At 61.6% G+C, this 25,975-nt stretch carries 24 protein-coding genes, 1 tRNA gene and 1 pseudogene; 10 read left to right on the forward strand and 16 right to left on the reverse strand.

Annotated features, from left to right (window positions below):
- Window positions 1–234: 234 nt before the first annotated feature.
- A pseudogene (locus HNH97_RS17250) lies at window positions 235–981 on the reverse strand (IS5 family transposase).
- A gap of 101 nt (window positions 982–1,082) precedes the next feature.
- Between HNH97_RS17250 and HNH97_RS17255 the strand changes: the two are divergent.
- Window positions 1,083–1,739 (forward strand): IS1595 family transposase, encoded by a 657-nt coding sequence (locus HNH97_RS17255; RefSeq protein ID WP_171791699.1) that lies wholly within the window; start codon window positions 1,083–1,085, stop codon window positions 1,737–1,739.
- 297 nt (window positions 1,740–2,036) lie between these two features.
- On the opposite strand, the gene HNH97_RS17260 is transcribed toward HNH97_RS17255, so the two are convergent.
- From HNH97_RS17260 to gatC, 4 genes are all read right to left on the reverse strand, one after another.
- Window positions 2,037–2,128: transfer RNA gene (locus tag HNH97_RS17260), tRNA-Ser, on the reverse strand.
- Window positions 2,129–2,228: 100 nt separating this feature from the next.
- Window positions 2,229–3,677 carry an Asp-tRNA(Asn)/Glu-tRNA(Gln) amidotransferase subunit GatB gene (gatB, locus tag HNH97_RS17265; protein ID WP_171791700.1) on the reverse strand — a complete coding sequence of 483 codons (1,449 nt, stop codon included), beginning with the start codon at window positions 3,675–3,677 and terminating at the stop codon, window positions 2,229–2,231.
- Window positions 3,677–5,158, reverse strand: a complete 1,482-nt coding sequence (gene gatA / locus HNH97_RS17270; protein WP_171791701.1) for an Asp-tRNA(Asn)/Glu-tRNA(Gln) amidotransferase subunit GatA — start codon at window positions 5,156–5,158, stop codon at window positions 3,677–3,679. Before gatA ends, gatB begins: the two co-directional genes overlap by 1 nt.
- Window positions 5,158–5,445 (reverse strand): Asp-tRNA(Asn)/Glu-tRNA(Gln) amidotransferase subunit GatC, encoded by a 288-nt coding sequence (gene gatC / locus HNH97_RS17275; RefSeq protein WP_110914238.1) that lies wholly within the window; start codon window positions 5,443–5,445, stop codon window positions 5,158–5,160. Before gatC ends, gatA begins: the two co-directional genes overlap by 1 nt.
- A 75-nt stretch (window positions 5,446–5,520) precedes the next feature.
- On the opposite strand from gatC, the gene ruvX reads away from it, so the two are divergent.
- Complete coding sequence (ruvX, locus tag HNH97_RS17280; protein ID WP_110914224.1) at window positions 5,521–5,982, forward strand: Holliday junction resolvase RuvX; 462 nt, start codon at window positions 5,521–5,523, stop codon at window positions 5,980–5,982.
- Here ruvX and HNH97_RS17285 read toward each other — a convergent pair.
- Window positions 5,946–6,272 (reverse strand): hypothetical protein, encoded by a 327-nt coding sequence (locus HNH97_RS17285; protein WP_171791702.1) that lies wholly within the window; start codon window positions 6,270–6,272, stop codon window positions 5,946–5,948. The genes ruvX and HNH97_RS17285 overlap by 37 nt on opposite strands.
- A gap of 200 nt (window positions 6,273–6,472) precedes the next feature.
- Between HNH97_RS17285 and HNH97_RS17290 the strand changes: the two genes are divergently transcribed.
- From HNH97_RS17290 to HNH97_RS17300, 3 genes are all read left to right on the forward strand, one after another.
- Window positions 6,473–7,789, forward strand: a complete 1,317-nt coding sequence (locus HNH97_RS17290; protein WP_110914222.1) for a UDP-glucose dehydrogenase family protein — start codon at window positions 6,473–6,475, stop codon at window positions 7,787–7,789.
- A gap of 245 nt (window positions 7,790–8,034) precedes the next feature.
- A complete protein-coding gene (locus tag HNH97_RS17295; protein ID WP_171791703.1) occupies window positions 8,035–9,093 on the forward strand; it encodes an AI-2E family transporter in 1,059 nt (352 codons plus the stop codon).
- 56 nt (window positions 9,094–9,149) lie between these two features.
- Window positions 9,150–9,563 carry an Ivy family c-type lysozyme inhibitor gene (locus tag HNH97_RS17300; RefSeq protein ID WP_171791704.1) on the forward strand — a complete coding sequence of 138 codons (414 nt, stop codon included), beginning with the start codon at window positions 9,150–9,152 and terminating at the stop codon, window positions 9,561–9,563.
- A 351-nt stretch (window positions 9,564–9,914) separates the two neighbouring features.
- Here HNH97_RS17300 and HNH97_RS17310 read toward each other — a convergent pair whose 3' ends face one another.
- The 7 genes from HNH97_RS17310 to HNH97_RS17340 form a co-directional block, all read right to left on the reverse strand.
- Window positions 9,915–10,628 (reverse strand): VIT1/CCC1 transporter family protein, encoded by a 714-nt coding sequence (locus tag HNH97_RS17310; protein WP_110914219.1) that lies wholly within the window; start codon window positions 10,626–10,628, stop codon window positions 9,915–9,917.
- A gap of 155 nt (window positions 10,629–10,783) precedes the next feature.
- Window positions 10,784–12,136, reverse strand: coding sequence for a sensor histidine kinase (locus HNH97_RS17315; protein WP_171791705.1), 1,353 nt, complete (start codon window positions 12,134–12,136; stop codon window positions 10,784–10,786).
- Window positions 12,133–12,804 (reverse strand): response regulator transcription factor, encoded by a 672-nt coding sequence (locus tag HNH97_RS17320; RefSeq protein ID WP_171791706.1) that lies wholly within the window; start codon window positions 12,802–12,804, stop codon window positions 12,133–12,135. The genes HNH97_RS17315 and HNH97_RS17320 overlap by 4 nt, the downstream gene beginning before the upstream one ends.
- The gene (locus HNH97_RS17325; RefSeq protein ID WP_171791707.1) at window positions 12,804–15,878 is read right to left on the reverse strand and encodes an efflux RND transporter permease subunit; all 3,075 of its coding nucleotides are present in this window, start codon (window positions 15,876–15,878) and stop codon (window positions 12,804–12,806) included. Before HNH97_RS17325 ends, HNH97_RS17320 begins: the two co-directional genes overlap by 1 nt.
- A complete protein-coding gene (locus HNH97_RS17330; protein WP_407716847.1) occupies window positions 15,878–16,993 on the reverse strand; it encodes an efflux RND transporter periplasmic adaptor subunit in 1,116 nt (371 codons plus the stop codon). Before HNH97_RS17330 ends, HNH97_RS17325 begins: the two co-directional genes overlap by 1 nt.
- 44 nt (window positions 16,994–17,037) lie before the next feature.
- A complete protein-coding gene (locus HNH97_RS17335) occupies window positions 17,038–18,279 on the reverse strand; it encodes a TolC family protein (protein ID WP_171791709.1) in 1,242 nt (413 codons plus the stop codon).
- 21 nt (window positions 18,280–18,300) lie between these two features.
- Entirely contained in the window at window positions 18,301–18,681 is a 381-nt protein-coding gene (locus tag HNH97_RS17340) for a hypothetical protein (RefSeq protein WP_171791710.1), read from the reverse strand.
- A gap of 700 nt (window positions 18,682–19,381) precedes the next feature.
- Between HNH97_RS17340 and HNH97_RS17345 the strand changes: the two genes are divergently transcribed.
- Window positions 19,382–20,311 carry a DMT family transporter gene (locus HNH97_RS17345; protein WP_171791711.1) on the forward strand — a complete coding sequence of 310 codons (930 nt, stop codon included), beginning with the start codon at window positions 19,382–19,384 and terminating at the stop codon, window positions 20,309–20,311.
- Between the two features lie 125 nt (window positions 20,312–20,436).
- On the opposite strand, the gene HNH97_RS17350 is transcribed toward HNH97_RS17345, so the two are convergent.
- Window positions 20,437–22,011, reverse strand: coding sequence for a carbohydrate porin (locus tag HNH97_RS17350; RefSeq protein WP_171791712.1), 1,575 nt, complete (start codon window positions 22,009–22,011; stop codon window positions 20,437–20,439).
- Between the two features lie 327 nt (window positions 22,012–22,338).
- Between HNH97_RS17350 and HNH97_RS17355 the strand changes: the two genes are divergently transcribed.
- Window positions 22,339–23,214 carry a peptidylprolyl isomerase gene (locus tag HNH97_RS17355; RefSeq protein ID WP_171791713.1) on the forward strand — a complete coding sequence of 292 codons (876 nt, stop codon included), beginning with the start codon at window positions 22,339–22,341 and terminating at the stop codon, window positions 23,212–23,214.
- Window positions 23,215–23,692: 478 nt separating this feature from the next.
- Here the strand turns inward: HNH97_RS17355 and HNH97_RS17360 are convergent, their stop codons facing one another.
- Window positions 23,693–23,830, reverse strand: coding sequence for a hypothetical protein (locus HNH97_RS17360; RefSeq protein WP_171791714.1), 138 nt, complete (start codon window positions 23,828–23,830; stop codon window positions 23,693–23,695).
- Window positions 23,827–24,099: a hypothetical protein gene (locus HNH97_RS17365; RefSeq protein WP_244949524.1), complete on the reverse strand. Its 273-nt coding sequence runs from the start codon at window positions 24,097–24,099 to the stop codon at window positions 23,827–23,829. The genes HNH97_RS17360 and HNH97_RS17365 overlap by 4 nt, the downstream gene beginning before the upstream one ends.
- A 157-nt stretch (window positions 24,100–24,256) precedes the next feature.
- On the opposite strand from HNH97_RS17365, the gene HNH97_RS17370 reads away from it, so the two are divergent.
- The 3 genes from HNH97_RS17370 to HNH97_RS17380 all read left to right on the forward strand — a co-directional run bounded on the left by HNH97_RS17370 (window position 24,257) and on the right by HNH97_RS17380 (window position 25,590).
- The gene (locus HNH97_RS17370; protein ID WP_244949525.1) at window positions 24,257–24,745 is read left to right on the forward strand and encodes a hypothetical protein; all 489 of its coding nucleotides are present in this window, start codon (window positions 24,257–24,259) and stop codon (window positions 24,743–24,745) included.
- Between the two features lie 205 nt (window positions 24,746–24,950).
- Window positions 24,951–25,187, forward strand: coding sequence for a type II toxin-antitoxin system HicB family antitoxin (locus tag HNH97_RS17375; RefSeq protein WP_171791715.1), 237 nt, complete (start codon window positions 24,951–24,953; stop codon window positions 25,185–25,187).
- A gap of 19 nt (window positions 25,188–25,206) precedes the next feature.
- A complete protein-coding gene (locus HNH97_RS17380; RefSeq protein ID WP_216657706.1) occupies window positions 25,207–25,590 on the forward strand; it encodes a helix-turn-helix domain-containing protein in 384 nt (127 codons plus the stop codon).
- The last annotated feature ends 385 nt before the right edge of the window (window positions 25,591–25,975 follow it).

Here is a 25,975-nt window from a genome sequence, read left to right on the forward strand (position 1 = left end):
GCAGGCGATCGCCGCCCGGCTTCTGGTCCACGAACTGGATGCCAATGCGGGTCGGCCGCCACGGCAGTTTGAGCCGCTGCCATCCTATCCCGCCCCACCTGTCGAACCAGCAGACCCTATGCCTGACCAAGAGGACATAAAAAAAGAGGTCTGATTGACCTCTCAGAACCCTCTAAGAATGCGTTCTATGGGGTTCCAAACTATGTGTCCCGCGGTTCCAATCCTGTTGGCGCGCTACATTGCTGCGATGTGGATTGCAGACATGAATGTATGAGCACAGCGGTCGTCGTATCTGGTCGCAACACGCCGCCAGTCTTTCAGTTTTGCGAACATGTTTTCGATCAGATGGCGCTTCTTATACAGATGCCAGTTGTAAGGCGGCTTTGATTTCCGGTTCTTTTTCGGGGGAATACAGGCAGTGATATTGCGTTCTGCAAGCGATAACCTGATCCGGTTGCTGTCATAGCCTCTGTGCCCGATGACTTCTTCTGTCTCGTCGGAGAGATCTGCCAGCAGCACGTCTGCGGCTTTGAAGTTACTGACCTGATCTGCTATCAGATGCAGGCGAACAGGCCGACCCTGACCATCGCACACGGCATGGAGTTTTGAGTTCAGGCCGCCTTTTGTCTGCCCGATATGGCGGGGAAAAGCCCTTTTTTGAGCAGTGACGCCGATGTCCGGTGCGCTTTGAGATGTGTCGCATCGATCATCAGGCGCTTCGAACGGCCAGCCTGTTCTGTCAGGGCGACGAAGATCCGGTCAAAGACACCCAGGCGGCTCCACCGGATGAAGCGATTATACAAAGTCTTGTGCGGACCATACGCTTTCGGGACGTCTTTCCACTGAAGGCCGTTGCGGATCACATAAACGATCCCGCTCAGAACACGCCGGTCATCCACGCGTGGCACTCCGTGCGCCAGAGGAAAAAAATGGCTCAGTCCGCTCCATCTGGCTCTCAGATCGCAAAAATACCTCATTCACAGCCTCACCTCCAGCGGTAAGCCTGTGAATCACAACGTCTCGCTCAGTTCAATAAATTAAGGGGCTGGCATAGGTAAGCCAACAGAGGCTTGATATGTTGTATGAAAGCACGTCGTCGCAGCCGGCTGCCTGTCAGCATCCAAAAGCGCCTTCTGGAGCACTTCGTGGCGGGAACGCCCGCCCGGAGCGCTGCCGAACTTGTCGGCGTCAATCGCAATACAGCGACCCTGTATTACCGGAAATTGCGAGAGATCATCGCGGAACAGATTGCTCATGAGGCACCGGTCTCAGGTGAAATCGAAGTCGATGAGAGCTATTTCGGTGGACATCGCAAAGGAAAACGGGGCCGGGGTGCTGCCGGAAAAGTGGCTGTCTTTGGCCTGCTGAAACGGCATGGCCGCGTCCATGCCGTCATGATCCCCAATGCCGGACATCAGACGCTGATGTCGATCATTCGAAAGAAAGTGCAGCCGGATTCAAACGTCTACAGCGATTCCTGGCACGCTTACGACAAACTGGATGTCTCGGAATTTCATCACGAACGCATCGATCACAGCAGGCATCTTGCCTTGGGCAGAAACCATATCAATGGCATCGAGAATTTCTGGAGCCAGGCGAAACGGCATCTGCGGCGATACAATGGAATACCAGGCAAGGACTTCCATCTCTTCCTGGCCGAGTGCGAGTGGCGCTTCAACATCCGCTCGCCTGCAAAACTCCTGAAAATCCTCATTCAATGGGCTAAACTGCCTGCGTGAATCGTTCCAAATAATCCTTACCTATGCCAGCCCCTAAATTAATAGGTCCTGAGCCTAGAACATCCTCTGCTTTTTGGTCAGAGGGGGCGGCTTGTAAGGTTTTTGGCTTTGCACGCCGGATCGCGGCATCCGTCAGCATGGATACCCCCATGCATGCAGAGAGATACCCCCATATATACCCCCATCGTATCCGTCCTTCGGCGTCTCTCCATGTCATCGCATGGCAGACCAGAAGGCGACAAAACGGCAGAAATCCCTAAAGATTGTCAACCGTTGTCACTGTATGTCAGGGGAAATTGGCGGAGGGGATGGGATTCGAACCCACGGAACGAGTTACCCCGTTCAGCGATTTAGCAAACCGCCGCCTTCAGCCTCTCGGCCACCCCTCCGCCGGGGAAAAGCGTATATTTCTACACGGCGTTTGCAGCGCTGCTTGTAGCGTGTTCCAGCAGCGCCGTCAAACGTTCATACGAAAAAAATATCCAGTTTTTACAAAACCTTTTTCAGCGCCTCGTTCACGAGGGCCGGATTGGCCTTTCCGGCCATCGCTTTCATGACCTGGCCGACGAAAAACCCGAACAGACGGTCCTTGCCACCGCGATATTCCTCAACCTTGTCGGCATGTTTGGCCATGATGTCGGCCACGACCCTGTCGATGGCCCCCGTGTCCGTCACCTGCTTCAGGCCCTTGCGCTCGACAATGTCGGCGGCGCTGTCGCCCGTCTCCAGCATGTCCTCGAACACTTCCTTGGCGATCTTGCCGTTGATCGTCCCGTCTGCAACGAGGTCCAGCATCCCGCCAAGGGCCGCCGCCGAAATCGGGCTGTCGCCGATATTGCGCCCCGTTTTGTTCAGCGCCGCGAACAGGTCGCCAGTGACCCAGTTGGCCGCCAGTCGCCCGTCACGCCCACGGGCCACGGTCTCGTAATAATCCGCGATCGCCTGCTCCGCCACCAGCACGCTGGCGTCGTAATGCGGGATCTTGTATTCCTTTTCAAAGCGGTCGCGCTTGTCATCCGGCAGTTCCGGCAGGCCCTTTTCCAGATCGCGCACCCACTCCTCCTCGATCACCAGCGGAAGCAGGTCTGGATCGGGGAAATAGCGGTAGTCGTGGGCGTCTTCCTTGCTGCGCAGGGACCGGGTCTCGTTACGCGACGGATCGAACAGGCGCGTTTCCTGATCAACCGTGCCGCCCGATTCCCAGATTTCCACCTGCCGCGTGGCCTCGACCTCGATCGCATGCATGACATAGCGGATCGAATTGACGTTCTTGATCTCGCAGCGCGTGCGGAAGGGTTCGTCCTTCTTGCGCACGGACACGTTCACGTCCGCACGCATGGAGCCTTCCTCCATGTTGCCATCGCAGGTGCCGAGGTAACGCAGGATCATGCGCAGCTTGCGCAGGTAGGCACCCGCTTCCTCGGGCGAGCGGATGTCCGGTTCGCTGACGATTTCCATCAGCGCCACACCCGCGCGGTTCAGGTCGATGAAGGAACGGGTCGGGTCCTGGTCATGCATCGACTTGCCTGCATCCTGCTCCAGATGCAGGCGCGTGATCCCGATATGGCGTACTGTTCCGTCGGACAGTTCGATCTCGACCGTCCCCTCCCCCACGATGGGATGGGTGAACTGGCTGATCTGGTATCCGGTGGGCAGGTCGGCGTAGAAGTAGTTCTTCCGGTCAAAACGGCTCTGCAGGTTGATGCGCGCCTTCAGGCCCAGTCCCGTGCGCACGGCCTGCGCCACGCATTCACGGTTGATGACCGGCAGCATGCCGGGGAAACCCGCATCCACCAGGCTGACATGGGTGTTCGCCTCCCCGCCATAGGTGGCCGAGGCTCCGGAAAACAGCTTCGACTTGCTGATGACCTGCGCGTGGACCTCAAGGCCTACGACAATTTCCCACGTTCCGGTCTTGCCTTCGATCAGGTAGGACATCACACGCCCTCCGCACGGATGGTGGGACGGTGCGTGAAGCCCGCCGCCCGTTCAAGCGCATGACCCGCCGCCAGCACGCTTTTTTCATCAAAGGGACGCCCGATCAGTTGCAGCCCCAGCGGCAGCCTGCGCTCGCTCAGACCCACCGGCAGCGACATGGCGGGCATGCCGGCCATGCTGGCGGGAACGGTGAACACGTCATTGAGGTACATCTGGACCGGATCGTCCGTCGTCTCACCCTGTGCAAAGGCCGGGGAAGGCGCAGTCGGTGTCAACAATACGTCAACCTTCTCAAAGGCTTCTGTGAAATCACGACGGATCAGGGAACGCACTTTCTGCGCCTTGAGGTAATAGGCATCGTAATAACCCGCGGACAGGACGTAGGTCCCGATCATGATGCGGCGGCGCACTTCGGTGCCAAACCCTTCCCGACGGGTCTTTTCATACATTTCATCGAGCGTCGGCGCCTCCACCCGGCGTCCGAAACGCACGCCGTCATACCGGGCGAGGTTGGACGAACATTCCGCCGGGGCGACGATGTAGTAGGTCGCAAGCCCGTATTTCGTATGCGGCAGCGAAACATCGACGATCTCGCACCCCGCATCGCGCAGCCATTCGATCCCTTTCTGCCACGAGGCCTCGATTTCGGCGGGCATGCCTTCCACGCGGTATTCACGCGGGATACCGACGCGCATGCCCTTGAGGCTGGAGGAACAGGCAGCGCGATAGTCATCAAGCGGATGATCGACGCTGGTGCTGTCCTTGGGATCAAACCCCGCCATGGACTGCAGCATGATGGCGCAATCCTCCACCGTGCGGGCCATCGGTCCCGCCTGGTCGAGCGAACTGGCGAACGCAATGGTGCCCCAGCGGCTGCACCGGCCATAGGTCGGCTTCAGCCCGACAATCCCGCAATAGGCGGCAGGCTGGCGGATGGAGCCCCCCGTATCGGTGCCGGTCGCCCCCATGGCAAGCCCCGCCGCAACGGCTGCTGCCGACCCGCCCGAGGAGCCACCGGGAACAAGGGCGGCCTGCGGATCGCCTTCACGCTTCCACGGGTTTTCGACCTTGCCGAAGGCCGACGTGATGTTGGCCGACCCCATGGCGAATTCGTCGAGGTTCGTCTTGCCCACGAACACCGCGCCATCGCGCAGCAGGTTCGCCGTCACCGTGCTTTCATACGGGGGCACAAAATTTTCCAGCATCCGGCTGGCGGCGGTGGTGCGCACGCCATTGGTGCAGAACAGGTCCTTGATCCCCAGCGGGATACCCGTCAGGACCGGGGCCTCATTCCCTGCCAGCAGGTCATCGGCGCGCTTCGCAGCCGCCAGCGCCTGTTCGGAGGTCACGGTAATGAAGGCGTTGAGCCGTCCGTTGAGCCGCCCGATCGCATCAACATGCGCGCCCACCAGTTCAGCGGCGGAGAATTCGCGCCGTCGCAACCCATCGTGCGCCGCGGCGATTGTCAGTTCGGTCAGCATTATTCAACCACCTTCGGCACAGTATAATAGGGGCCAGCCGTATCGGTGGCGTTGGACAGAACGGCGTCACGCATGTTTCCATCCGTCACGATGTCCTCACGCATGCGCAGGACCGCCGTTTCGGTCCCCACCATGGGGGCGACGCCATCGACATTGACCTCGTTGAGCTGTTCGATCCAGCCGAGGATGCCGTTCAGGTCCCCTTGCAGGGACTGCAGGTCGGATTCGTCAATACCAATCCGTGCCAGCCGGGCAATTCGGCGGACGGTCGCGGGATCAAGCGACATGAAGCAATAACTTTCCATCGTGACGGGACAAGAATACCCTGCAAGCAGGAACGCGAAGGACAATAGCCCCAGACCATGCCCCTGTTCAACATACCCGAACTGCGATCCGCCCTGCGGCCCGGACAACGCCTGATGGGAATCGATCCCGGGCAGAAGACGATCGGGATCGCGCTGTCGGATGTCTCGCTCATGCTGGCCTCACCCTGCACCACCGTGCGGCGGCGCAAGCTGTCGCTTGTCGCGGCGGAGATCGCGGAACTGGCACGAAAACACGATGTCGGCGGACTGGTGGGCGGGCTGCCGCTTTCGCTGGATGGCAGCTTCGGCCCTGCGGCGCAGGCCGCGCGCGACTGGATGATGAACCTGTCGCAGCAGGTGGGCCTGCCCGCGGCGATGTGGGACGAACGCCTGTCCTCGTCCGCGGTGAACCGCATGCTGATACAGGACGTGGACATGACCCGGCAGCGGCGCGAACAGGTGGTCGACAAACTGGCGGCGGCCTATATCCTCCAGGCCGCACTCGACGCTTCGGCGTGATGGCGCGCGTGGATCCGGTCGCCATCCGCAGGATCGCCAAACAGCGCCTGTAGCAGCAGCAGGGTCAGGAAAACCGCGGCCAGAAGCCCGAAAGCACGGCCGAAGACCCGGAACGCCGCGATGATGAGCGCCACGAGCACGAGCGTCAGCACGACGCGCTGCACCTGCCCATGGATGCCGATGGTATCGAGCATGGCCGCCATGAACCCCTCGACCATCACAATTCCGGCGATGACGAGGCCAATGAGGCCGAACAGCATGTTGCCCAGCAGGTTGAGGGCATGGTTCATGGGCGCGCGACTTTCCCTTGCGATGGCGGTGGCAGGCGGCATGGGCACATAACGCGGGCGGGGCCCATGCGTTCGGGAAGAGCGAACACACGATGTTACGGAAAATTGCGCCCTTGCGGGCAACCCGCCCTCCCCTTGTCAGAAGGCGGCCTCCGTGCTGTTTAAGCCTGCGAAACGCGATTGGAAGGGACTGACAGCGGATGAAGATTGCCGTCATCGGGGCAGGTTACGTGGGTCTGGTATCGGGCGCGTGCCTTGCCGATTTTGGCCATGAGGTCCGTTGCATCGACCGGGATCTGCATCGTGTGGAGGGACTGCGCGCGGGACGCATGCCCATCTACGAACCCGGCCTTGCGGAACTGACGGCCCGCAACGTGGCGGAAGGCCGCCTGTCGTTCGAGCATGACCTCGCGGTCGGCATGAAGGATGCGGAGGTGATTTTCATCGCCGTGGGCACCCCCTCCCGTCCCGAGGACGGGCATGCGGACCTGACCTTCGTCTATGAAGTCACGCGCGAGATTGCGCAAAATCTCGACGGCTATGCGGTCATCGTGACGAAATCCACGGTTCCGGTCGGCACCAGTGACGAGGTGGAGCGCCTTGTGCGCTCGCTGCGTCCGGAGGCGGCGTTCTCCGTGGCGTCCAATCCGGAATTCCTGCGCGAGGGTGCTGCGATCGGGGATTTCAAGATCCCCGACCGTATCGTCGTGGGCGTGGAGGACGACCGCGCGCGTGAAGTCATGGCCGCGGTCTATCGCCCCCTGTTCCTCAACCAGGCGCCGCTGCTGTTCACCGACCGCCGCACGTCCGAACTGACGAAATACGCGGCGAATGCGTTTCTGGCGACCAAGATCACGTTCATCAACGAAATCGCCGATATCTGTGAAAAGACCGGGGCCAACGTGCAGGACGTTGCGCGCGGCATGGGCCTCGACAAGCGGATCGGGCCGAAATTCCTGCATGCCGGGCCGGGATTTGGCGGATCATGTTTCCCCAAGGATGTCCGCGCGCTGATCAAGACCGGGCAGGACTATGACGTTCCCAGTCGCATTGTGGAGGCGGTGGCCGATGTCAATGAACGGCGCAAGCGCCGGATGGGACGCAGGATCATCGCCGCGTGTGGCGGGGAAATCCGTGACCGTGTCATCGCGGTGCTCGGCCTGACCTTCAAGCCGCGCACGGATGACATGCGCGACGCCCCCTCCATCGCCATCATCCAGACACTGCGTGATGCAGGGGGGCGGGTGCATGCGTTCGACCCCGCCGGGATGGAGCAGGCCCGCGATGTTTTGGGTGACGTGACCTATTTCCAGGACCCGTACCAGGCGGTCGCCGGTGCCGACGCCGTGGCCATCGTCACGGAGTGGGAGTCCCTGCGCGCGCTGGACCTGAAGAAAATCCATGGCCTGATGCGCACGCCCGTCCTGGTCGATCTGCGCAACATCTATGTACCGGATGAGGCAAAGGCTGCCGGCTTCACCTATATCGCCGTCGGCCGCGGGGATCTGGAGGCGTAGGACACCGCTTCCCCTCTCCACCGGCATTATTTCGCTGTGGAGAGGGCGTCCCCCCATCCCAGGTTTCTGGTGACGCCTGTTGGGGAAACCTCCGAAGAAAACCGCACTCCTGACAAAAGACGACATCGGGAAACTTTTATTGTCGTCTTTGCCGACAGGCTATCCAGAAACAGGCTATTGGGGATATGGTAATCATATCCACCATATATTGCCGTCCTTGCCGAAATATCAGGAAACCATGATTCATGGGAAATACGTCGCGGGTCCAGTATGTCGCCACAGGTATCTTTGTCTGCCTTGTCATCATGGCGTCGCTGTATATCGAGCAGTCCTTCCTCGGTGCGTTCGTCTGGGGCATCATCCTGTCGATCACGGCCTTCCCGCTTTACCAGATCCTGCGTCGGCGCGGATGCGGCAACATGGTGGCGTCACTGATCATCAGCATCGGGATTTTCGCGCTGCTTGCGGTGCCCCTCGTGGCCATGGTGGCAAAGGCCGTGGGTGACCTGCCGTCACTGTATGACTGGGCCAAGTCCGCCTCACAGACAGGCATTGCGGTGCCCCGACAGGTGGAGGACCTGCCGGGGGCGGGGTCAAAGATCGTCCCCCTGTGGCGCAAATACCTGTCCGACCCCGATGAACTGCGCAACTGGCTGGGCACGGTTTCGCACACATTCGCCACCGCCGATGGAAAAACGCTGACCCACCGCCTGATGGAAATTGCCGAGACCTTCATGATCGCGGTCCTGTCGGTCTATTTCTTTCTGGTGTCCGCCGAAAGCCTGATTGGTGACATCCGCGCAGTGGGCAAGAAATTCCTCGGCCGCCGGGCAACCGATGCCATCGACAACATCGTGGGGTCGGTGCGTGGTACCGTCGCGGGCCTTGTCCTGGTCGGGATGGGCGAAGGTGCGATTATCGGGATCGGCTATTTCGTGGCCGGTACCCCTCACCCCGCACTGTTCATGCTGGTAACCGCCATCGTCAGCATCGTGCCCTTTTGCGGTCCCGTCATTCTGGCGCTGGCCGCCGCGACCACTTTTGCCGCAAGCGGCGGGACGTCTGCGCTGATTGTCGGGCTTGTCGGGGGCATTGCCTATTTCTTTGGCGACCATTTCGTACGGCCCAAACTGATCAGCGGAAATACGAAAATCCCGTTCCTTGCCGTCCTGACCGCCATATTGGGGGGCCTGCATGCCTGCGGCCTGCTGGGACTGTTTATCGGCCCTGCCGTCATCGCGGTCGCGTTCTCGCTATGGCGTTCGGCGGTGGCGGACAGTCGCGCCGATTGCGCGGCACAGTGACAGGAGGGACGGTCATGAAACCCGGTATACTGCTCGGCGGCCTGCTGGCCCTTGTCATGACAGGTACGGCAGCAAATGCCGATCCGGTAACCTTCAGCACCTATCTGAAGGATCCCGTCTGGGCAAAGCAGCTCGATGCGATGTTTGGCAAGACCCCAAAGCCAGACTGGCTGCGCAACGCCACCGAATCAGAGGCCGTTCCCGTCACCATGGATGGCAGGCCCTATACGGTGCTGCTGGCATGCAGGAAACATGATTGCGCCAACCATCAGTTGGCCGTGCTCTTTGACAAGACCGCAATCTATGGCCTGCGTTTTGAAACCCGCGATAACAGCCCGAAAGAGGAACTGACCTGGTTCAACATTGGCGGTGGGCCGGAAAGCATTGATGGAAAAACGATCCTCTATGCGGCCATTACCGGTAGCCTGTTCAACCATCCCGGGATGTTTTCTTTTCCGGCGGGAAAGTAGGGTGCGGGACCATTATCATATGACCTGGGCAGATCAGGCAGACGGAGAAACGCAGGCCTCGGCCTGCATGCAGAGGCCGCGCTGGATTGTCCGTGACCGTTAAACCGGACGGTACATCCTGTGTGACGACACTGCCCGTCCCGATAACGGCATCATCACCGATCACCACGCCCGGCAGGATGATGGCAGGGACATTGCTGTCGGGTTATGAATTACAGGCATCTGCCGCACGCAAGACTGAACTGGCCGCCATCATGCGCAAAATGGATACGCACCAGCGGGGCTGACCGGTCGGGCGTTCGCTGCACAGGTAAAAGGCAGGGGCATATCCGCTCAACTGTTTTCGCGACATTATCCCTGAACGCCAAATATCCTGCCAATGCCTGCGGTGATCACCATGGCCATCACGCCCCAGAATATGACCCGCAATGCCGGGCGTAGGGGGGCCGCACCTCCGGCACGCGCGCCAACACATCCCAGAATGGCAAGTCCCAGCAGGGAAACGACCGAAACCGTCCACGGCACCAGGCCCGACGGGGAAAGTGTGGCGCCCAGCACGGGCAGCATGGCCCCTGATGCAAAGGCACACGCGGAGGCAAGGGCAGCCTGGACCGGGCGCGCTGCCGTTTCTTCGGAAATGCCAAGTTCATCGCGGGCATGGGCGCCCAGCGCATCATGTTTCATCAGCGCAACGGCAACCCTGCGCGCCAGAAGGTTATCAAGACCACGCTTCCGGTAAATACCGGCAAGTTCGCCCACTTCGGCATCCCAACTGCTGCCCAGTTCCCTTTTTTCCCGCGCCAGGTCGGCTTTTTCCGAATCTGCCTGTGAACTGACGGACACATATTCGCCCGCAGCCATGGACATTGCGCCTGCCACCAGGCTGGAGATACCGGCCAGCAATATGCTCCCCCGTGTCGCATGGGCGCTTGCCACACCGATGATGAGGCTGGACGTTGACAGGATGCCGTCATTCGCCCCCAGTACGGCGGCCCGCAGCCAGCCAAGACGCGATGTGGCATGCACCTCCCGCGTATCGGGCACGCCGTCATCTGCTGCATTCATCAGTCATATTCCCTGCATCCAGATATTCCATACGCAACACCGGCATGGACAATGGGTTCGTGAAAACATGTGTCCCGGGCATGGGGTGTCACAAAACGGCATGTTTCAGGCCCCATCATATGGCCCGGACATGACGCAAACCTGAACGCATGGCCTTACGCTCCCTCCGGCGCGGATGTTATTTCAGCATCCGGAAATGCAAGGAAAATCCCGAACCCCCTGCCCGTCCCCGCAAGGGGCGAACACAGGCGGAAGGAAACATCCATCTGCGTGGCGATATTGTTGGCAATGGCCAACCCAAGGCCACTTCCATGCGCACCGGTCCCGCCCCGCACGAACGGACTGGTCAGTCGTGCCAGCATGTCCGGCGCCAGTGCGGGGCAGTCGTTGGTGATATCGATGCCACCATCAGGCGTGACGGCAACATGCACCGCCGTGCCGGGACTGCCATGCAGCAGCGCGTTTTCAAGCAGGTTGCGCAGCATGATGCCGGTCGCATCCATGTCGCCATGCACGAATATGTGGCTGATGCCATTCGTCTTCATGACGATATTGCGCCCGTCGCGCGGGATATGCCCCAGATCATCGACCAGGACATGCAGCACGGTCAGCAGGTCAAAACGATTGCGCCTGAAAGCAATGCCGGAAGACGCGCGCGAAAACTGCAGCAGTTTTTCCACACTCCGGGCCAGTCGGCGGGTACGTTCGGCAATGATATCCACCCGCTTTCCCGCCTCTGATTGCGCAGGCACCATGCGGCCCAGCATCTGCACCTGCGCCAGAAGGGCGCCCAGCGGGTTGCGCAGTTCATGCGCGGCACTCGCCGCGAAGGCACGTTCCGTAGACAGCGCCGTTTCCAGACGGGACAGCAGGGTATTGACGGCGTGCTGGATGGGAACCAGTTCGACCGGCAGGTCAAGTGATGCGATGGGCCGCAGGTTCCCGCTGCCACGCACCTGCATTTCATCATGCAACCGCCCCAATGGACGCAGGGCGCGACGCACGATCAGGCGCACCAGCACCCAGATGACAGGCAGGAACACCAGTATCGGCACGATCGCGATGGCCGTGGCACGCAGCAGGGCCCCACGGCGATGCAATGTGGGTTCGCCCACCAGCACACGATACGCCGTCGTGGTGGGCGCTGCGATATACACCCTGAAAAGCGGCGTATCGGCAAATCCCGTGTGTATGTCAGGCACAAAAGGCCGGACCGGAGCATTCTGGGAGCGCAGCACGACATGCCCCGCCCGATCGACCACCTGATAGGCCAGCGTCCGTGGCCCGACATCGGGCACCCAGGCGACAGTACCCGACTGCGGCCCATGAAGCTGGGTTGCAATCGTCGCCTGCAGGCGTTCGGAGACTTCCTGCAGGGAATTGTCCAGCCGCTCCGTTATTTCATAGCGCGTGAAACCGGCGACCGCGATGCTGAGCGTCACAAGGCTCAGCATGACGACGCTCAGGACACTGCTGACGATCCGGGCGGCAAGGCTCCATCGCTTCATGCGGCTTCCCCGTCGGCAAGGCAGTATCCCCGCCCCCGCACGGTCCTGATGACCGCATTGCCTACTTTCTTGCGCAGGCGACTGATGAAGACCTCGACCGTATTGCTGTCCACGTCACGGTCCAGCGCATACAGCGCCGTGTCGATCTGCTGGCGGGAATAGATCTGCCCGGGACTGCGCGACAGGAGTTCCATGATCGCCCATTCGCGCGCGGTCAGGTCAAGCCTCTGCCCGTCACGCGATACGGAACGGTTTTCACGGTCGATCGTGACCTCGTCCACCCGGTAGCACGCCTGCCTGCGTGGGGTGGCATACCGCCGCGCCACGGCCGCGATCCGCGCGACAAGTTCATTCAGGTCATAAGGCTTGACGATATAATCATCCGCCCCGTCGGACAGGCCGGCAATCCGGTCGCTGATCTGGTCCTCCGCCGTGGTGATGAGGATGGCGATATCCATGGACGTACGCCGTATGTCACGCAGCAGGGCGCGTCCGTTCCCGTCCGGCAGGCCAAGGTCGAGCAGCATGAAATCATAATCCACGGTGGCAATGGCCGCGCGCGCCTCCTCCAGCGTCGTGAACCAGTCCACCGCATGCCCGTCCATCCGCACGCGTTCCTGCACCGCCGCCCCCAGGTCATGTTCATCCTCGACCACAAGAATACGCATCAGTCCTGGACCTTCTCTTTCATCACCCGGGCATAGAGCGACGGCAGCACCAGCAGCGTCAGCAGCGTGGATGTCACCAGTCCGCCAATCACCACGCTGGCCAGCGGGCGTTCGACCTCCGCCCCCGCGCTCTGGGAAAACGCCATGGGGAAAAAGCCCAGACTGGCGACAAGCGCGGTGGCCATGACCGGGCGGAAGCGGGATTCCGCCGCCGCAAAGGCCGCCTGCGCCACCGCCATGCCCCGCGCCCGCAGGGCCGAGATCTCGCTGACCAGCACTACGCCGTTGAGGATGGCCACGCCAAACAGCGCGATGAAGCCGATCCCCGCCGAAATGCTGAACGGCATGCCCCGCAGCGTCAGCGCGATCACCCCGCCCGTGGCCGCCACCGGCAGGTTGACAAAGACCAGAAGGGCAGGCCGCACCGCGCCAAACGCCACCACCAGCAGCGCAAAGATCAGGCCCAGCGCGATGGGCAGGACGATTTCCAGACGCCGCATGGCCGATTGCAGGTTCCGGAACTGCCCGTCCCACTGCAGGGTATAGCCTGCGGGCAGCCTGACATCACGCGCCACGCGGGCCTGTGCCTCCGCCACGAAGGATGCAAGGTCGCGCCCGCGCACATTGGCCTGCACCACCATGCGCCGACGCACGCCATCGCGACTGATGCGCGGCGGGCCATCGACCTCATGCACATGGGCGACCTGCGACAGCATGACGCTCCCCTGCCCGTCCATGCGCCGGACCTGCAGCGCGCCAATGGCCGCGGCCGAACCGGCGGCACGCGGGTCAAGGCGCACCTGCGTGCCAATGATGGCGTTGTCCACGATCACGGGACGCGCACCGATATGTCCGCCCACCGCCTCCACCATATCCAGGATGTCCTGCACCGCCACGTTGCGGCTGGCGGCCTGCGTGCGGTCGATATCGGCCACGATCAGCGGCACGGTGCCATCACCCGCCGCCGCCACGTCCGCCGCCCCCTTCACGCCTGACATGGATGCCACCACCCGGTCGCCAAGGTCGGCCAGCTTTGCAAGGTCATCGCCAAAGATCGACACGGCGATCTGCGTGCGCACCCCCGACAGCAGGTCGTCCATGCGCATCTGCACCGGCTGGCTCCATGAATACAGCGCATCGGGCAGTTCGCGCCGCAGGGTATCGTCCATCGCGGCCACCAGTCCCGCCTGCGTCCGGGCGGTTTTCCATGTGGACGGATCATTGAGGAAGATGAAGCTGTCGGTCTCGTTCACGCCCATCGGGTCGGTGGGAATGGCGGACGTGCCGGTATTGCTGACCACGGAGCGGACCTCGGGGAAGCGGCGCAGGATCTGCTCCTGCTTCGTGACCGACGCCAGTACGGTCTCAAGCGAGGCCGAGGGCAGCCGCGTGGTCGTGACCGCAAGTGCACCTTCATCAAGCTGGGGTATGAACTCCCCCCCCAGTCGCGTCGCAAGTCCCGCAGAGATCGCCAGCACGGCGATCGTGCCGCCAAACAGGATACGCGGGTGCGCCTCGCCCCATGTCACCATGCGGGTATAGGGACGGCGCATGAAGGCGATCAGCCGCGTATCGCCCGCAGGCCGGACACGCGCCAGCGCAAGGGTGGCCAGCACGGGAATGCAGATGAAGCAGTACGCCAGAGAGGCCAGCAGCGCCATGATGACCGTCTGCGCCATGGGGCGGAACATGTGCCCCTCGATCCCCTGCAGGGTCAGGATGGGCAGGTAGACCATGATGATGACCAGGATGGCGAACCCCACCGGACGCATGACCTGCTGCACGGAGGAGATCACAAGCGGGATGAAGGACGCATCCGGTTCCTCCTCCCGCCGGGACAGGACATGTTCGATCACCACCAGCGACCCGTCCACGATCATGCCGAAATCGATCGCGCCGAGGCTGAGCAGGTTGGCCGATATCCCGAACTGCCGCATCCCTGCCATGGCGCAGACCAGGGCCACCGGAATGACCGAGGCAATGACCAGCGCTGCCTGCCAGTGGCCGATCACCACCACCAGCACGCCCACCACCAGCACTGCCCCCATAACCAGGTTGTCGCGCACGGTGGCGATCGTCTGCCCCGTCAGGGTGGCGCGGGTGTAATAGGGCTCCAGCGTAACGCCTGCGGGCAGCGCCTGCCTGATGCCGGGCAGGGCACGGTTGATGGCGGCAAGGGTGGCATTGGAACTCGCCCCGCTTTCCATCATCACCACGCCGATCACGATCTCCCCCCGCCCGTCGCGCGTCACGGCCCCCAGTCGCGTACGCGCGCCCGTGGTGATGCGCCCGAGGTCACGCAGGCGCACGACAGACCCATCGGGATTGGTCCGCACCGCGATGTTGCCGAAATCCGCAAGGCTGCTGATCAGGCCGCGTCCGACCACGCTCTGCTGTTCGGCATGATGTGTGATCCACCCGCCGCCGGATGCCGCATTGTTCGCATCCACCGCGCGATAGACCTCGCCCACCGAAAGGTTGGCCCCGATCATCCGCGCGGGGTCCAGCGTGACCTCATAGGTTTCCTCCGCCCCTCCGTTGACGTTGACGTCCACCACACCGGGGACAAGGCGCATCTGTGGCACCACGGTCCAGTTCATGATGCGGTTGAGGTCCATGGGGGAACGCCCGCTGCCCCGGATCTGGAACTGCATGATCTCGCCCATGCCGGTGGCAAGCGGCCCCATGCTGACGGTGATGCCGGGCACGGAGATACTGGCGCGCGCCTGCTGTATGCGCTCGTTCACGCGGGTGCGGTCAAGGTTGATGTCCGTCGCATCCTCAAACTGCACATACACCACCGACACCCCGCCACGGGAGACGGAGCGCAGGTCGGTCATGCCGGGGATGCCGGTCATGCTGGCCTCCACGGGAAAGGTGATGAGCTTTTCCACCTCCTCCGTCGCAAGGCCGGGTGCAACGACCGAGACGAGCACCTGTTTTGGCGAGATGTCGGGCACGGCCTCCACCGGCAGGCCCAGCACCGCCACGATGCCCGCCACCAGCAGCAGGCCAAGGCCGCCGAGCACCAGCATGCGCGCACGCAGCAGCGCCTCAAGGTACCTCCGCGCCATCAGTCCGCGTCCATTCCGGCAAGCCCGATGACCGAACGCAGGGCGAAGCTGCCATGGTCCACGACCGCCTCGCCCCCCTTCAGGCCGGAGCGGATGACCGCCCGCGTCCCGTCATCGAGCGCCACATCGACCATGACGGGCCGGTAGTCGGTTTCACTTGCACGGACGAACACGACGCTGTGGCCGTCGATCCGCTGGATCGCAGCGGAAGGCACGACAATGCCCGCTACACTGTCACGTTCGGCCAGCGTCGCGTCAAAGACCATGCCGGGCACCAGCGCGCCATGCGGGCTTGCGACGCTGCTGATGACGCGGACCAGCCCGGTCAGCGGGCTTGCCATGCCATCGACCGTATCGATACGCGATGCCAGCGGCCCCTGCGTCGTCTGCGTCACCTGCGCCCCACCGACCTGCACACGCGCCGCCTGGTCGGGGGCGATGTCAGAGACGATCCAGACACTGGACAGGTCCGCGATGGTGGCCACGTCCATGTTCGAGGTCAGGTCCCCCGCCACGGAGGTGTCGATCGCCTGCACCATGCCATCGACCGGGGAAATCAGGGTCGAGGTTTCATCCTGTCCCTCGCGCCCGCCCTGTTCGGAGGTTGAATTGAACTCCTCGTCAAAACGGTGGCCCAGCGTGTCCACGTCGGCCTGGCGTGCGCGCATGGTCGCATCGGCCTGCGCCAGCGCATCCTGCCTGCGGCGCAGTTCGGCGACGGAAATGACCCCGCCCACCAGCGCCCTGGCCCGCTGCACTGCGGCGGCGGCATCCGCACGGGCCGCGCGCGCGGCGGTCAGCGCCGCGCCCATCTGCGTCGCCTGCAGGCGCGCGACATGCAGCGAATGGTCCTGGTACCGCAGCAGCGCCTGCCCCCGGCGGACCGGCGTGCCCGGCCGCACCAGCACCGCAAGTACCTTGCCATTGCCTGCGGGATGGATGTGCACCACCCGCGTCGTGTCCGCCATGACCCGACTGATGACCGGCAGCGTCAGCGCAAGGGTGCCGGGCGTGGCCGTGGTGACGCTCACGCCTTCGTTGGCGACGGCCGCCGCGTCCAGCCTGACGACCGGAGGCAGCGTTTCATCAGCGGCATGGGCCGGCAGGCACGACATGCCTGACACGAACATGGCCGCAGCAATACGCCAGACACCCCCTGTCATGGCACGATGCCTGTCGCGATCAGCATGCGGATGCTGGCGACATGCCACTCCACCTCCGCCCGGGCGCTGGCCAGGCGGGTCGTGCATGCCGCCTGCCGGGCCGCAAGTGCCGCATCCAGACCGACCTCCCCCAGGCGCCAGGCGCGTTCATGTGCCTGCGCCCGCCTTTCCATCTCCGCGGCGGCGGCACGCGTCGTCTGCCGCGCCGTGGTGGCCGCGATCAGGCGTTCACGCACGCGCGTCATTTCCAGATGCACCATGCGCCGGGCCTGCGTTTCCTGGCTGCTTGCCGCGGCCAGGCGGTTGCGGGCCTCGGACATGATGGGGGTATTCCGGACCTCGCTGGGCAGGGGGATGCTGAAATTCAGGCCCACGCGGTCATCCCATGGGCTGGCATACTGCTTTTCATGGATCGCATCGACGCCGATTTCCGGATTGGGCATGAAGGAACGCCGCGCCAGTTTCATGTTCGCCTCCGCAGCTTCGACGTTGCGGTGCGCGACCCTGATGCGCGGATCATTCTCCTCGATATCGCGCGGGGTGACGAAACGGGCATGGGTCACATCATCACCGCCATAACGTGACAGGTCCGGCATGCCCGGCCGGCCAAGCAGTACCTCGAGTGCCGCCGTGGCATTTTCGGCCTCCTCCTGCGCCAGGGCCAGTTCGTTACGGGCGTTTTCCATCGCCGCCTGCGCCATCTGCCCATCGGCGGAGGCCAGTTCGCCCCCACGCACCGCATGCGCGACACTGGCGCTGATCCGGGCCGTTGCCTCATGCAGGTCACGGGCGACCTCCACGCGCGTCCGGGCGATCCGGGCGGCGGCACTGGCGTCAAGCACCCGGACCGACAGCGCCATATGTTCGACATTGATCTGTTCATCAATGGACAGGGCCTCGGCGCTGGCGACCTGTTTCGTCGCACTTCCCTGTCCCGGCAGCCACAGCGGCACCGACACCCCGCCCTGATAGGTGGTATAGCCTTCGTTACTGCCCAGCATATGGTCATCCATATATTCACCCGACACGGTCGGGCCGCCGGCGAACCAAGATCCCGCCGCACTGGCGCGGGCTTTGGCGGAATGATGCCCGACCTGCAGTTCGGTGCGGACGGGATCAATGGCCCATGCCATTGCGACCGCTTCATGAAAGGACAGCGCGGACGGCGGTGTCTGCGCACGCAGGGGGGAAAACCACGCCACGGCACAGAGCATGGTTGCAAGCACGACCGGCAGCATCGATGGGTCAGGCCTTTCCCGTCATGGAATGACGGGACCGCCGCGACCGACCCGCGCGGCAAGATCGTCCCACAGGCGCGCCATCAGGAGATTGACGTCCGAAGTTATCGAGAAAGGGGACTGCGACCGTGCAAGTGGGGAAAGGGACATGCGCTCCCCGATGACGAAATGTCCCCGGGAGTACAGGCGCGCGGAAATCGCCCCCTGCTGCCCCTGCCCTATTGGGCGCATGACCGCGATATGCAGGTGGGGTGCCGGGGTGGCGATCAGGCCCAGCGCATGCAGTTCCGCCTCGCTGGAGGGGCAGGCCACCCCCTGCAGCACGGCATCGCGCAATACGGAATGGGGATACCCGCCATACATGCCGTTCACATGCAGTCGGATCCCCTGCTGGATCGTCATGCATATGCCTTCGGTGCCGCTTTCTGCCCGTGCGTCGCGTAGGGTCAGGGACAAAGCACAGGCGGCACACAGGCTGGCCAGAAATATCCTTAGCATAATATGTGGCGTTTCCCCGGCAGAGACAAAACCCATGTCATCATCGCAATGACTTCACGGTTATAGCAGGGAAAGCTGACACGAACCTGAACAAATGGCCCGCTGCAGAAATTTTCAGGACATTCCATTGTGAAAATAATTATCATTACAATGAAATGTCCCATACCGGACACGAAGGCAGGTATTATTACTTTCCTGCTTCGCCCGGGACGTCATTTCCCGCCTGTTGCAGGGCGGTCAGGGCGCGCATGCCATGAAGGGGCGTGGCATCCATCCGGACGGGAAACGATGCCAGATGCGGGGACGTCATGTCCGTATCCGGTGGAGTGAATTGACGGCAGGCGTTTCCGGGCGCTGCTTTTTTAAAAAGCGCCCCTGCCCTGAAGCTTTTTGAAAAAAGCTTTACCGGAAACCTCCTGGGGGTTCAGGACCTGTTCCAAGTGGCGGGGCCAGATTTCAGGGCGCAACCTGCTACCCGAAAAAACCGGGCGCGTCATATGAAATCTGACGCCAAAAACGCATGACTGGCTTTACTGACAAGCGCTGGTCTTTCTTCATCGACATCCATATCTGCGCCTGAACAATTTTTTCGTGAGCAACGTGGATGAAGAATACCGGTCTTTCGGCAGGCATGATGCTGGCATTCGCGGCGTTCGCCTCGTTTTCGATCAGCGACGCTTATTCCAAGCTGCTCGCGGGGCAGGTTGACCCGTTTGAGGTGGCATTTTTCGGTGGCGTGTTCGGCCTGCTGCTGATTCCGTTCATACGCGGGAAAAACGAATCCTGCCGTGACCTGTTCGTCATCCGCCAGCCTGTGATGTGGATGGTGCGGGCAGCGTCCACCTTTGCCGCAACGGCGGCAAGTGTCGAAGCCTTCATGCTGCTGCCCATGCCGGAGGCATTTTCGCTTATTTTCCTCATGCCGCTGTTCGTGACCATTCTTTCAGTCGTGCTGCTGCGCGAAAAAGTCTCCGCACTGGGATGGATGTCGGTCATCGTGGGGTTTGCCGGTGTCCTGATCGTGCTGCGCCCCGGCCTGCGCGCGTTGCAGTTCGGGCACCTGTGTGCGCTGATTGCGGCAATGGCCAGCGCCGTGGGCGTCATCGCCTACAGGCTGTCCGGCAGGAACACGCCCCGCCTGTCCATGTTCGGCTCCAGCCTCTGTGGCCCGCTGCTGGGCAATGGCGTGCTCATGACCGCACATGCAAGCTGGCCGCACGGGGCCACGGCCTGGATGTTCCTGTTTGGCTACGGCTTTCTTGCCGCACTTGGACAACTGCTCATGATGCTGGCCACCGCCCGGGCCGAGGCCAGCACAATCGCCCTGCCGCAATACAGCCAGATGCTGTGGGCCGTGGCGTTCAGCTACTACGTGTTCCATGAACCGCTCGACGACTGGACCTTTGTCGGCATCGCGGTGATCATCTCCTCCGCCCTGTTCAAATGGGTCTGGCCGGGTGTGGCGGGCAGGATGGCGGCCATGAAGCGGCAGCGGGCCATGCGGCCGCCCTATGACCCCTGCCCCCTGGCCTGACACCGGGGCAAGGTGCCGTTTGTGGGAAAGGCGGCACCTGAAACCTTCTGTTTTATCAAGGCTGTTTTCGCACGCATCACGACCGGATCGCATAATGCCCGTCCCTTGACCCGCAGGCGGCCGGGCTAGAACGTAATGCTGCTGTGCAGGCCAAAGACGGCTTCATTCCCCACACGACGGTTACAGGACACGCCGTAATCCGGCACACCGCCGGAGGGATGCCAGATGTACTGGAAATCCGGCTGCATCACCAGCCATGGCGTGACCTGCGCCTGATAGGTCAGTTCAAGGTGATTCTCGTTACCCTGCACCGGACTATAGGCACCGGTCCGCGCCACATTACGGTCGAACTGGCGCTCCCCCGAACTGACACGGCCGATCCCCCAGCCCAGCCCCAGCGTATCATTATCGCGCCCCCGGAACGGGGCTTTCAGGTTGAATCCGGCATCCATGGCAAAACTGATGAGGTTACGATCGCCACCATTGCCCGTGGCGCGGACAAACAGCCCCAGTGAACGTGTGGATGTGAGCGAGGGCCGCCAGATCATCTGGTCAATGATGCCATAGACCATCCAGTCCCCCCGGTCCCAGCGCGGGATGCCGGTACTGTCATCGGGCCCGCCAAGCGCCTGCCCCATGTTGTTGTAGCGGTAATCAGGGAACCTGCCGGTATCGTAATAACCACCCAGCTTGTACACACCCGGTAGTCCCGGATCCTTGCCCGCACTGGACATGTCGTCAGGCTGCTGGTTGAGGGCATATTGCAGTTCGGTGATCAGCAGGGCACCGGTCCCCATGTTGAACTGCGTGCCGCTGCCGTCATTTGTGACCTGGTTGGTCGGATCGGCCCCGTTGCCGCCATTCTGGATGGCAAAGGAATTGTCCCGGTTCCCGGGCGGATTATCATCGGCAGCCGCAAACATGAAGGTGAATGCCTGGCTGGGACGGTAACGGACCCTGACGGCGGGCGAGGCAAGCGGCCAGGACGGCCCGCCACTGTACAGATTGAGCGACGGGGCCATCGGCCAGCCAAAGCTCGCATTCAGGTAGAGTGCTGCGTAATCGCTGATGAGAAATTCGGTATCAAGGTCCTGCTGCCCGATCTTCACATCCAGCTTTCCGTTCAGGAAGGACTGCTGGTACCACAGTTCGAACAGGCGGGTGGAACGATCGGCCTCGAACCCGCTGACGGGGTTGAAATCGGCCAGATGATCCTGCGAGATGGAGCGCCCACGTGTCTGTAACGCACTGACATTGAACAGTCCCCCCTTCAGGCCGAACAGTTTTTCCGTATCAATGGTCAGGGTCGGCATGGTCACGCCATCATAGGCAGGGCCTGTGCCGGAGCCATGCACGCCGTCATTGGCGGAGGGTGTGCCACCGGTGCCATTGCCCCAAACCTCGTCGACATCCTGAATGTCGAAGGTAATGCCATGTTTGTACAGCCATGGCCGCGCGCCCCACATGTTCCCCAGCAGACTGCCGCTGGTGTCGGGCCGGTCGTCCTCTGCGGCCTTTTCCGCGGTTTCGGCCTGTGCACGCTGCGAATCCCGTACGCTGGCGGGATCGATTTGCTCGATCAGCGGAGTGGAGTTGCCAAGCCGGACACGGTCCTGCGCAATCTGGGTCTGGGGTGCCTGCGCGCAGGCATTCGAATATGCAAAAAAACTTCCCACCAACGCGGAATTGATAAAAAGCATACGGACCGGGCATCGCAGAGCACACCGGGAAGCAGAAAACGTCATCAAAGGAGCCTGTCAGGGACATGTCGGGCAAAAATAAACAACAATTCCGGATGCAGCCATCTCCTGAACAGGAAACGGGCATGCATATCGCCACAACAGGACTTCAGGAAAGAAAATACATCACATCCTGACCCATCCCTGGCTCCGTCCGCCCGGCGACATGCCTGCCGCTGTCTTTTGCAACATGTGGCCAGCATCATTGATTGAGGTGTCCGCAATCTCAAAACCCGTCCGCGCGGAACGCATCTGTTCACATACAAAAAAAGCGGGCATCCTTTTCCCATGCGCCTGTATCCCGCCCTGCTCGCCTTCCTGCTCCTTGACGCGACCGCCTGTGCGGCCGCGCCAAATCCTGCGGAGATCGTCGCGCATGCGCCAGACAGCGCATGGCGAACGGTTGCCCCGGAACGGCTCCTGCTGATGACGACAGCCGATGGCAGGCGTATCATCATCGAACTTGCATCGGACTTCGCCCCCGTCCATGTGGCCAATGTCATACGTCTTGCACGGACCCATGCGTGGGAGGGAGGCGCCATCATCCGCGTGCAGGACAATTATGTCGTGCAGTGGCGTGTGCGGGACGAAAAGGCGCCGCCGCCAAAAGGCTTCATAAAGACCCCACCCGCTGAATATGACCGGCCCCTGGCGGGTATCGGGTTTCGCCCACTGGGCTATCCTGATTCCTACGCACCGCAGGCCGGGATCGCGGCGGACTGGGCCGTGGGAAGCGATGGCGTGCGGGTGTGGCCCGCGCAATGTTATGGAACCGTGGGCGTGGCGCGCGACATGCCGCCGGATACCGGTGACGGACAGGAACTTTATGTCGTCAATGGTGAGGCCCCGCGACAGCTTGATCGCAATCTCGCGGTTGTTGGACGGGTTCTCGTGGGGATGGAACTGCTCGGTTCGCTCCCGCGCGGGACGGGATCGCTGGGTTTTTATACCGACGCGCACCAGGACGTTCCGATCAAAAGCATGACGCTCGCCGCTGACCTGCCGCCGGCGGCACGTCCGAACATTCAGACGATGCGAACACAAAGTCCTTCATTTGACGCCTATCTCGCGGCACGCGCGGCGCGGACGGATCCGTTTTTTGTTCATGCAGCGCATGGCGTCGCGCTGTGCAACGTCCCCATCCCGTCGCGGGAGGTCCGATAACGCAGGGGGAAAGACCGGACGGACGTGGATAGCAAAAACAGCAGTCCGGATTTTCCATGCCTCCCCACTATCTCGTCTCCGGCGGCCCATGTGCATATGGCAGAGGAACCGTCCTGCCCATGTATTCGTTGCCCCCAGGCCAATATCAGGAGGCTTTGATGTCTTACCGCGGAAAGATGGGACTGGCGTGCATGGCCATGCTGGTCTGTGGCTATCCTCTGGCGGCACATGCGCAGTTTGCCGCGCCCCGCTCCTCACCGGGGAAGCCGGTTACCACGACGCCACCGCCAGTACACGATCAGGCCGGATCATCGGCTCATCAGCATGGCAAAACCCATGGCGTGCCAGAGCAGTATCCATCAGGCCAACCGCCTGCAGGACAGGAGCCGGTAACAAGCGATCAGCAGAGAACAAAGCAGGCAGCGCCCATGCAGTAACGGCGGACGCGGCGCCCGTCGCCGCTCCTTGCCTCCCGGGATCAGGTGTGTGGTCCCAGCGCCATCTGCACCGCGCATGCCCGCCGTTGCCTGCGCCACAGGAACAGCCCCACCCCGGCACCAGCCGAGACAAGGCTGCCCGCGAACCCGGCCAGCAGGCCCGCGACGAAGATGCTCACGATGCCTGGATCGCCGCGTCGTCGGCCTTGCACCTGGCGTAGATCGCCTCGATATCGGCGGCGATCGGACCGCCTGACGACACGGTGTCTTCCACCGCCGTCTCGATCGTGGTCCATGCCTCGGGGCCATATTTCTCGATCAGGCCGAGGACGAGGCTCGTGCTGTTGACGATGGCATTCAGGACCGCCTGCATTCCGGGCAGGCCATCTCCCCTCGCCTCGCCCCATGCAGTGCGCGCTGCGGTGTCCGGATGCTGGTGAGGCAGCAACGCGTGCCCTCATGAGCACCACGCGCAGAAAGTCGGATTGGTGACACTTCGGGCAGAGAGTGCGTCGGACAACGGCTGACAGCAAAAAGCCGCCCGGGGGCGCTCATTAATTGTTAATTCCATTGACGGCCATCCATCTACAGATAACGATTAACTCATGATTAGATATTTTTGGAATGCTGGCGTGAAAAAACTATTATTAATTACATTGGCATCCACCGCTCTGACAGCCCATGCCTATGCCGATGATATCAAACTTCCGGATGGCACCCCTGCAAGCGTGGACAGTCAAACGCCCTGTAAGACGGATGGATATAAGGACTATCCAATTTGCATCAATGCGATGCTACAGACCCCATCCGATGGCGGGGGAACCATTGATATCCGCGCCATTGAGGCTCTCTTACCCAAAGGCGCGGAGAAAGCAGTCATTATCAGCGAAATACTGGCGACACGTGTAATGCCAATGAATGTGTCGTTAAGTCATTTTGATGACAAGGACATTACATGGCCCGCGTCTGAATTCCCCCTTGATCATATCACCATTCCCAATAACGGGACCTATCAGGTAGTTTTAAGCACCAATAATGGCGGAAAGTCTTGGGGGCTGCGAATAGTGATAGAACAGGCGGGATACACGGAATGATTTCTTGTGCCACGCCTTACCCGGAACTGCCCTGAAGATACCGCCAGCCTGCTTCCTGCCATCATAAAACTGAAATGGCTGCCAGAATCTGGCTATGCTCTCATCCCCTGAAGATATAGAAAATATCCTTCACGCTACATCACCTGTATAGGCAGTGCAGCGATCAATTTCCCCCTGTTGGACATCAGTCCGGAACACCTCGTACATGACCTGCTATATCGGACTGATCCGTAAAGACGCCGACAGTGATTTCGGGGTTGATTTCCCAGACTTCCCCGGTTGCGTCTCTGCTGGCAGCACACTGGCTGAAGCGCAGCAGATGGCGAAGGAAGCCTTCATGCGAGAAGATGGCGAGGTTCTACCCGCCCCATCTTCCTTGGAAAACATCATGTCTGACCCCGAAAATCGGGATGGCAGTCCGGTTGTGATAGAGGTCGATTAGAAAAGGCGAAACCGGGCTAATGATGGATATCCGACCGATCCGCACTGACGCGGATTACGAATGGGCGCTCAAGGAAATAGAACCGTATTTCGACCATGAACCTGCACGCGGCACACCAGAGGCTGACCGCTTTGACGTGCTGGCGACCCTGATCGAGGCCTATGAAGAACGGGTCCATCGGATCCCTGCCCCCTCCCCTCTGGAGGTGCTGCGCTTCCATATGGACCAGAACGGGCTGACGCAGGCGGACCTTGCACACGTGATCGGCTCCCGCTCCCGCGCCAGCGAGGTCATGGGCGGACACCGTTCCCTCAGTCTGGCGATGATTGCAGCCATCCGCGCCGCATGGAAAATCCCGGCTGACCTGCTGATGTCGGCACCCGTGGATGTGGCGACAGAGTAGCAGCGGTGCATAACAACTCTGCAGACAGCGCGTTGGAGCGACTCTTTCATCTATGGAATGTTTTCTCTCCAAGGAGACATCCATGACAGTAGAATGCCCTAATTGTGTATCTAAGAAGGTTCAATACATAAAAATGGTGAAAAAGTCGGAACTGCAATTGGAGGAATTGTCGGAATAGTTGGCGGTCCGGCCGCTTTAGCTACCGCTGGAGCAGAGGCCGGGCTTATGCTTGGAGCGATTGGCGGACCAATAGGAATGGCCGTTGGATCAGCGGCGGGTGCTGTTGAAGGTGGACTTATCGGGTTTATTGCCGGAGCGACCGTAGGCGCCAAAGCAGGAAAGCTTGCAGACAAACATCTGTTGGATCCATATAAATGCTTGGAAT

The organism is Gluconacetobacter entanii (assembly GCF_013155425.1).
Lineage (GTDB): Bacteria > Pseudomonadota > Alphaproteobacteria > Acetobacterales > Acetobacteraceae > Novacetimonas > Novacetimonas entanii.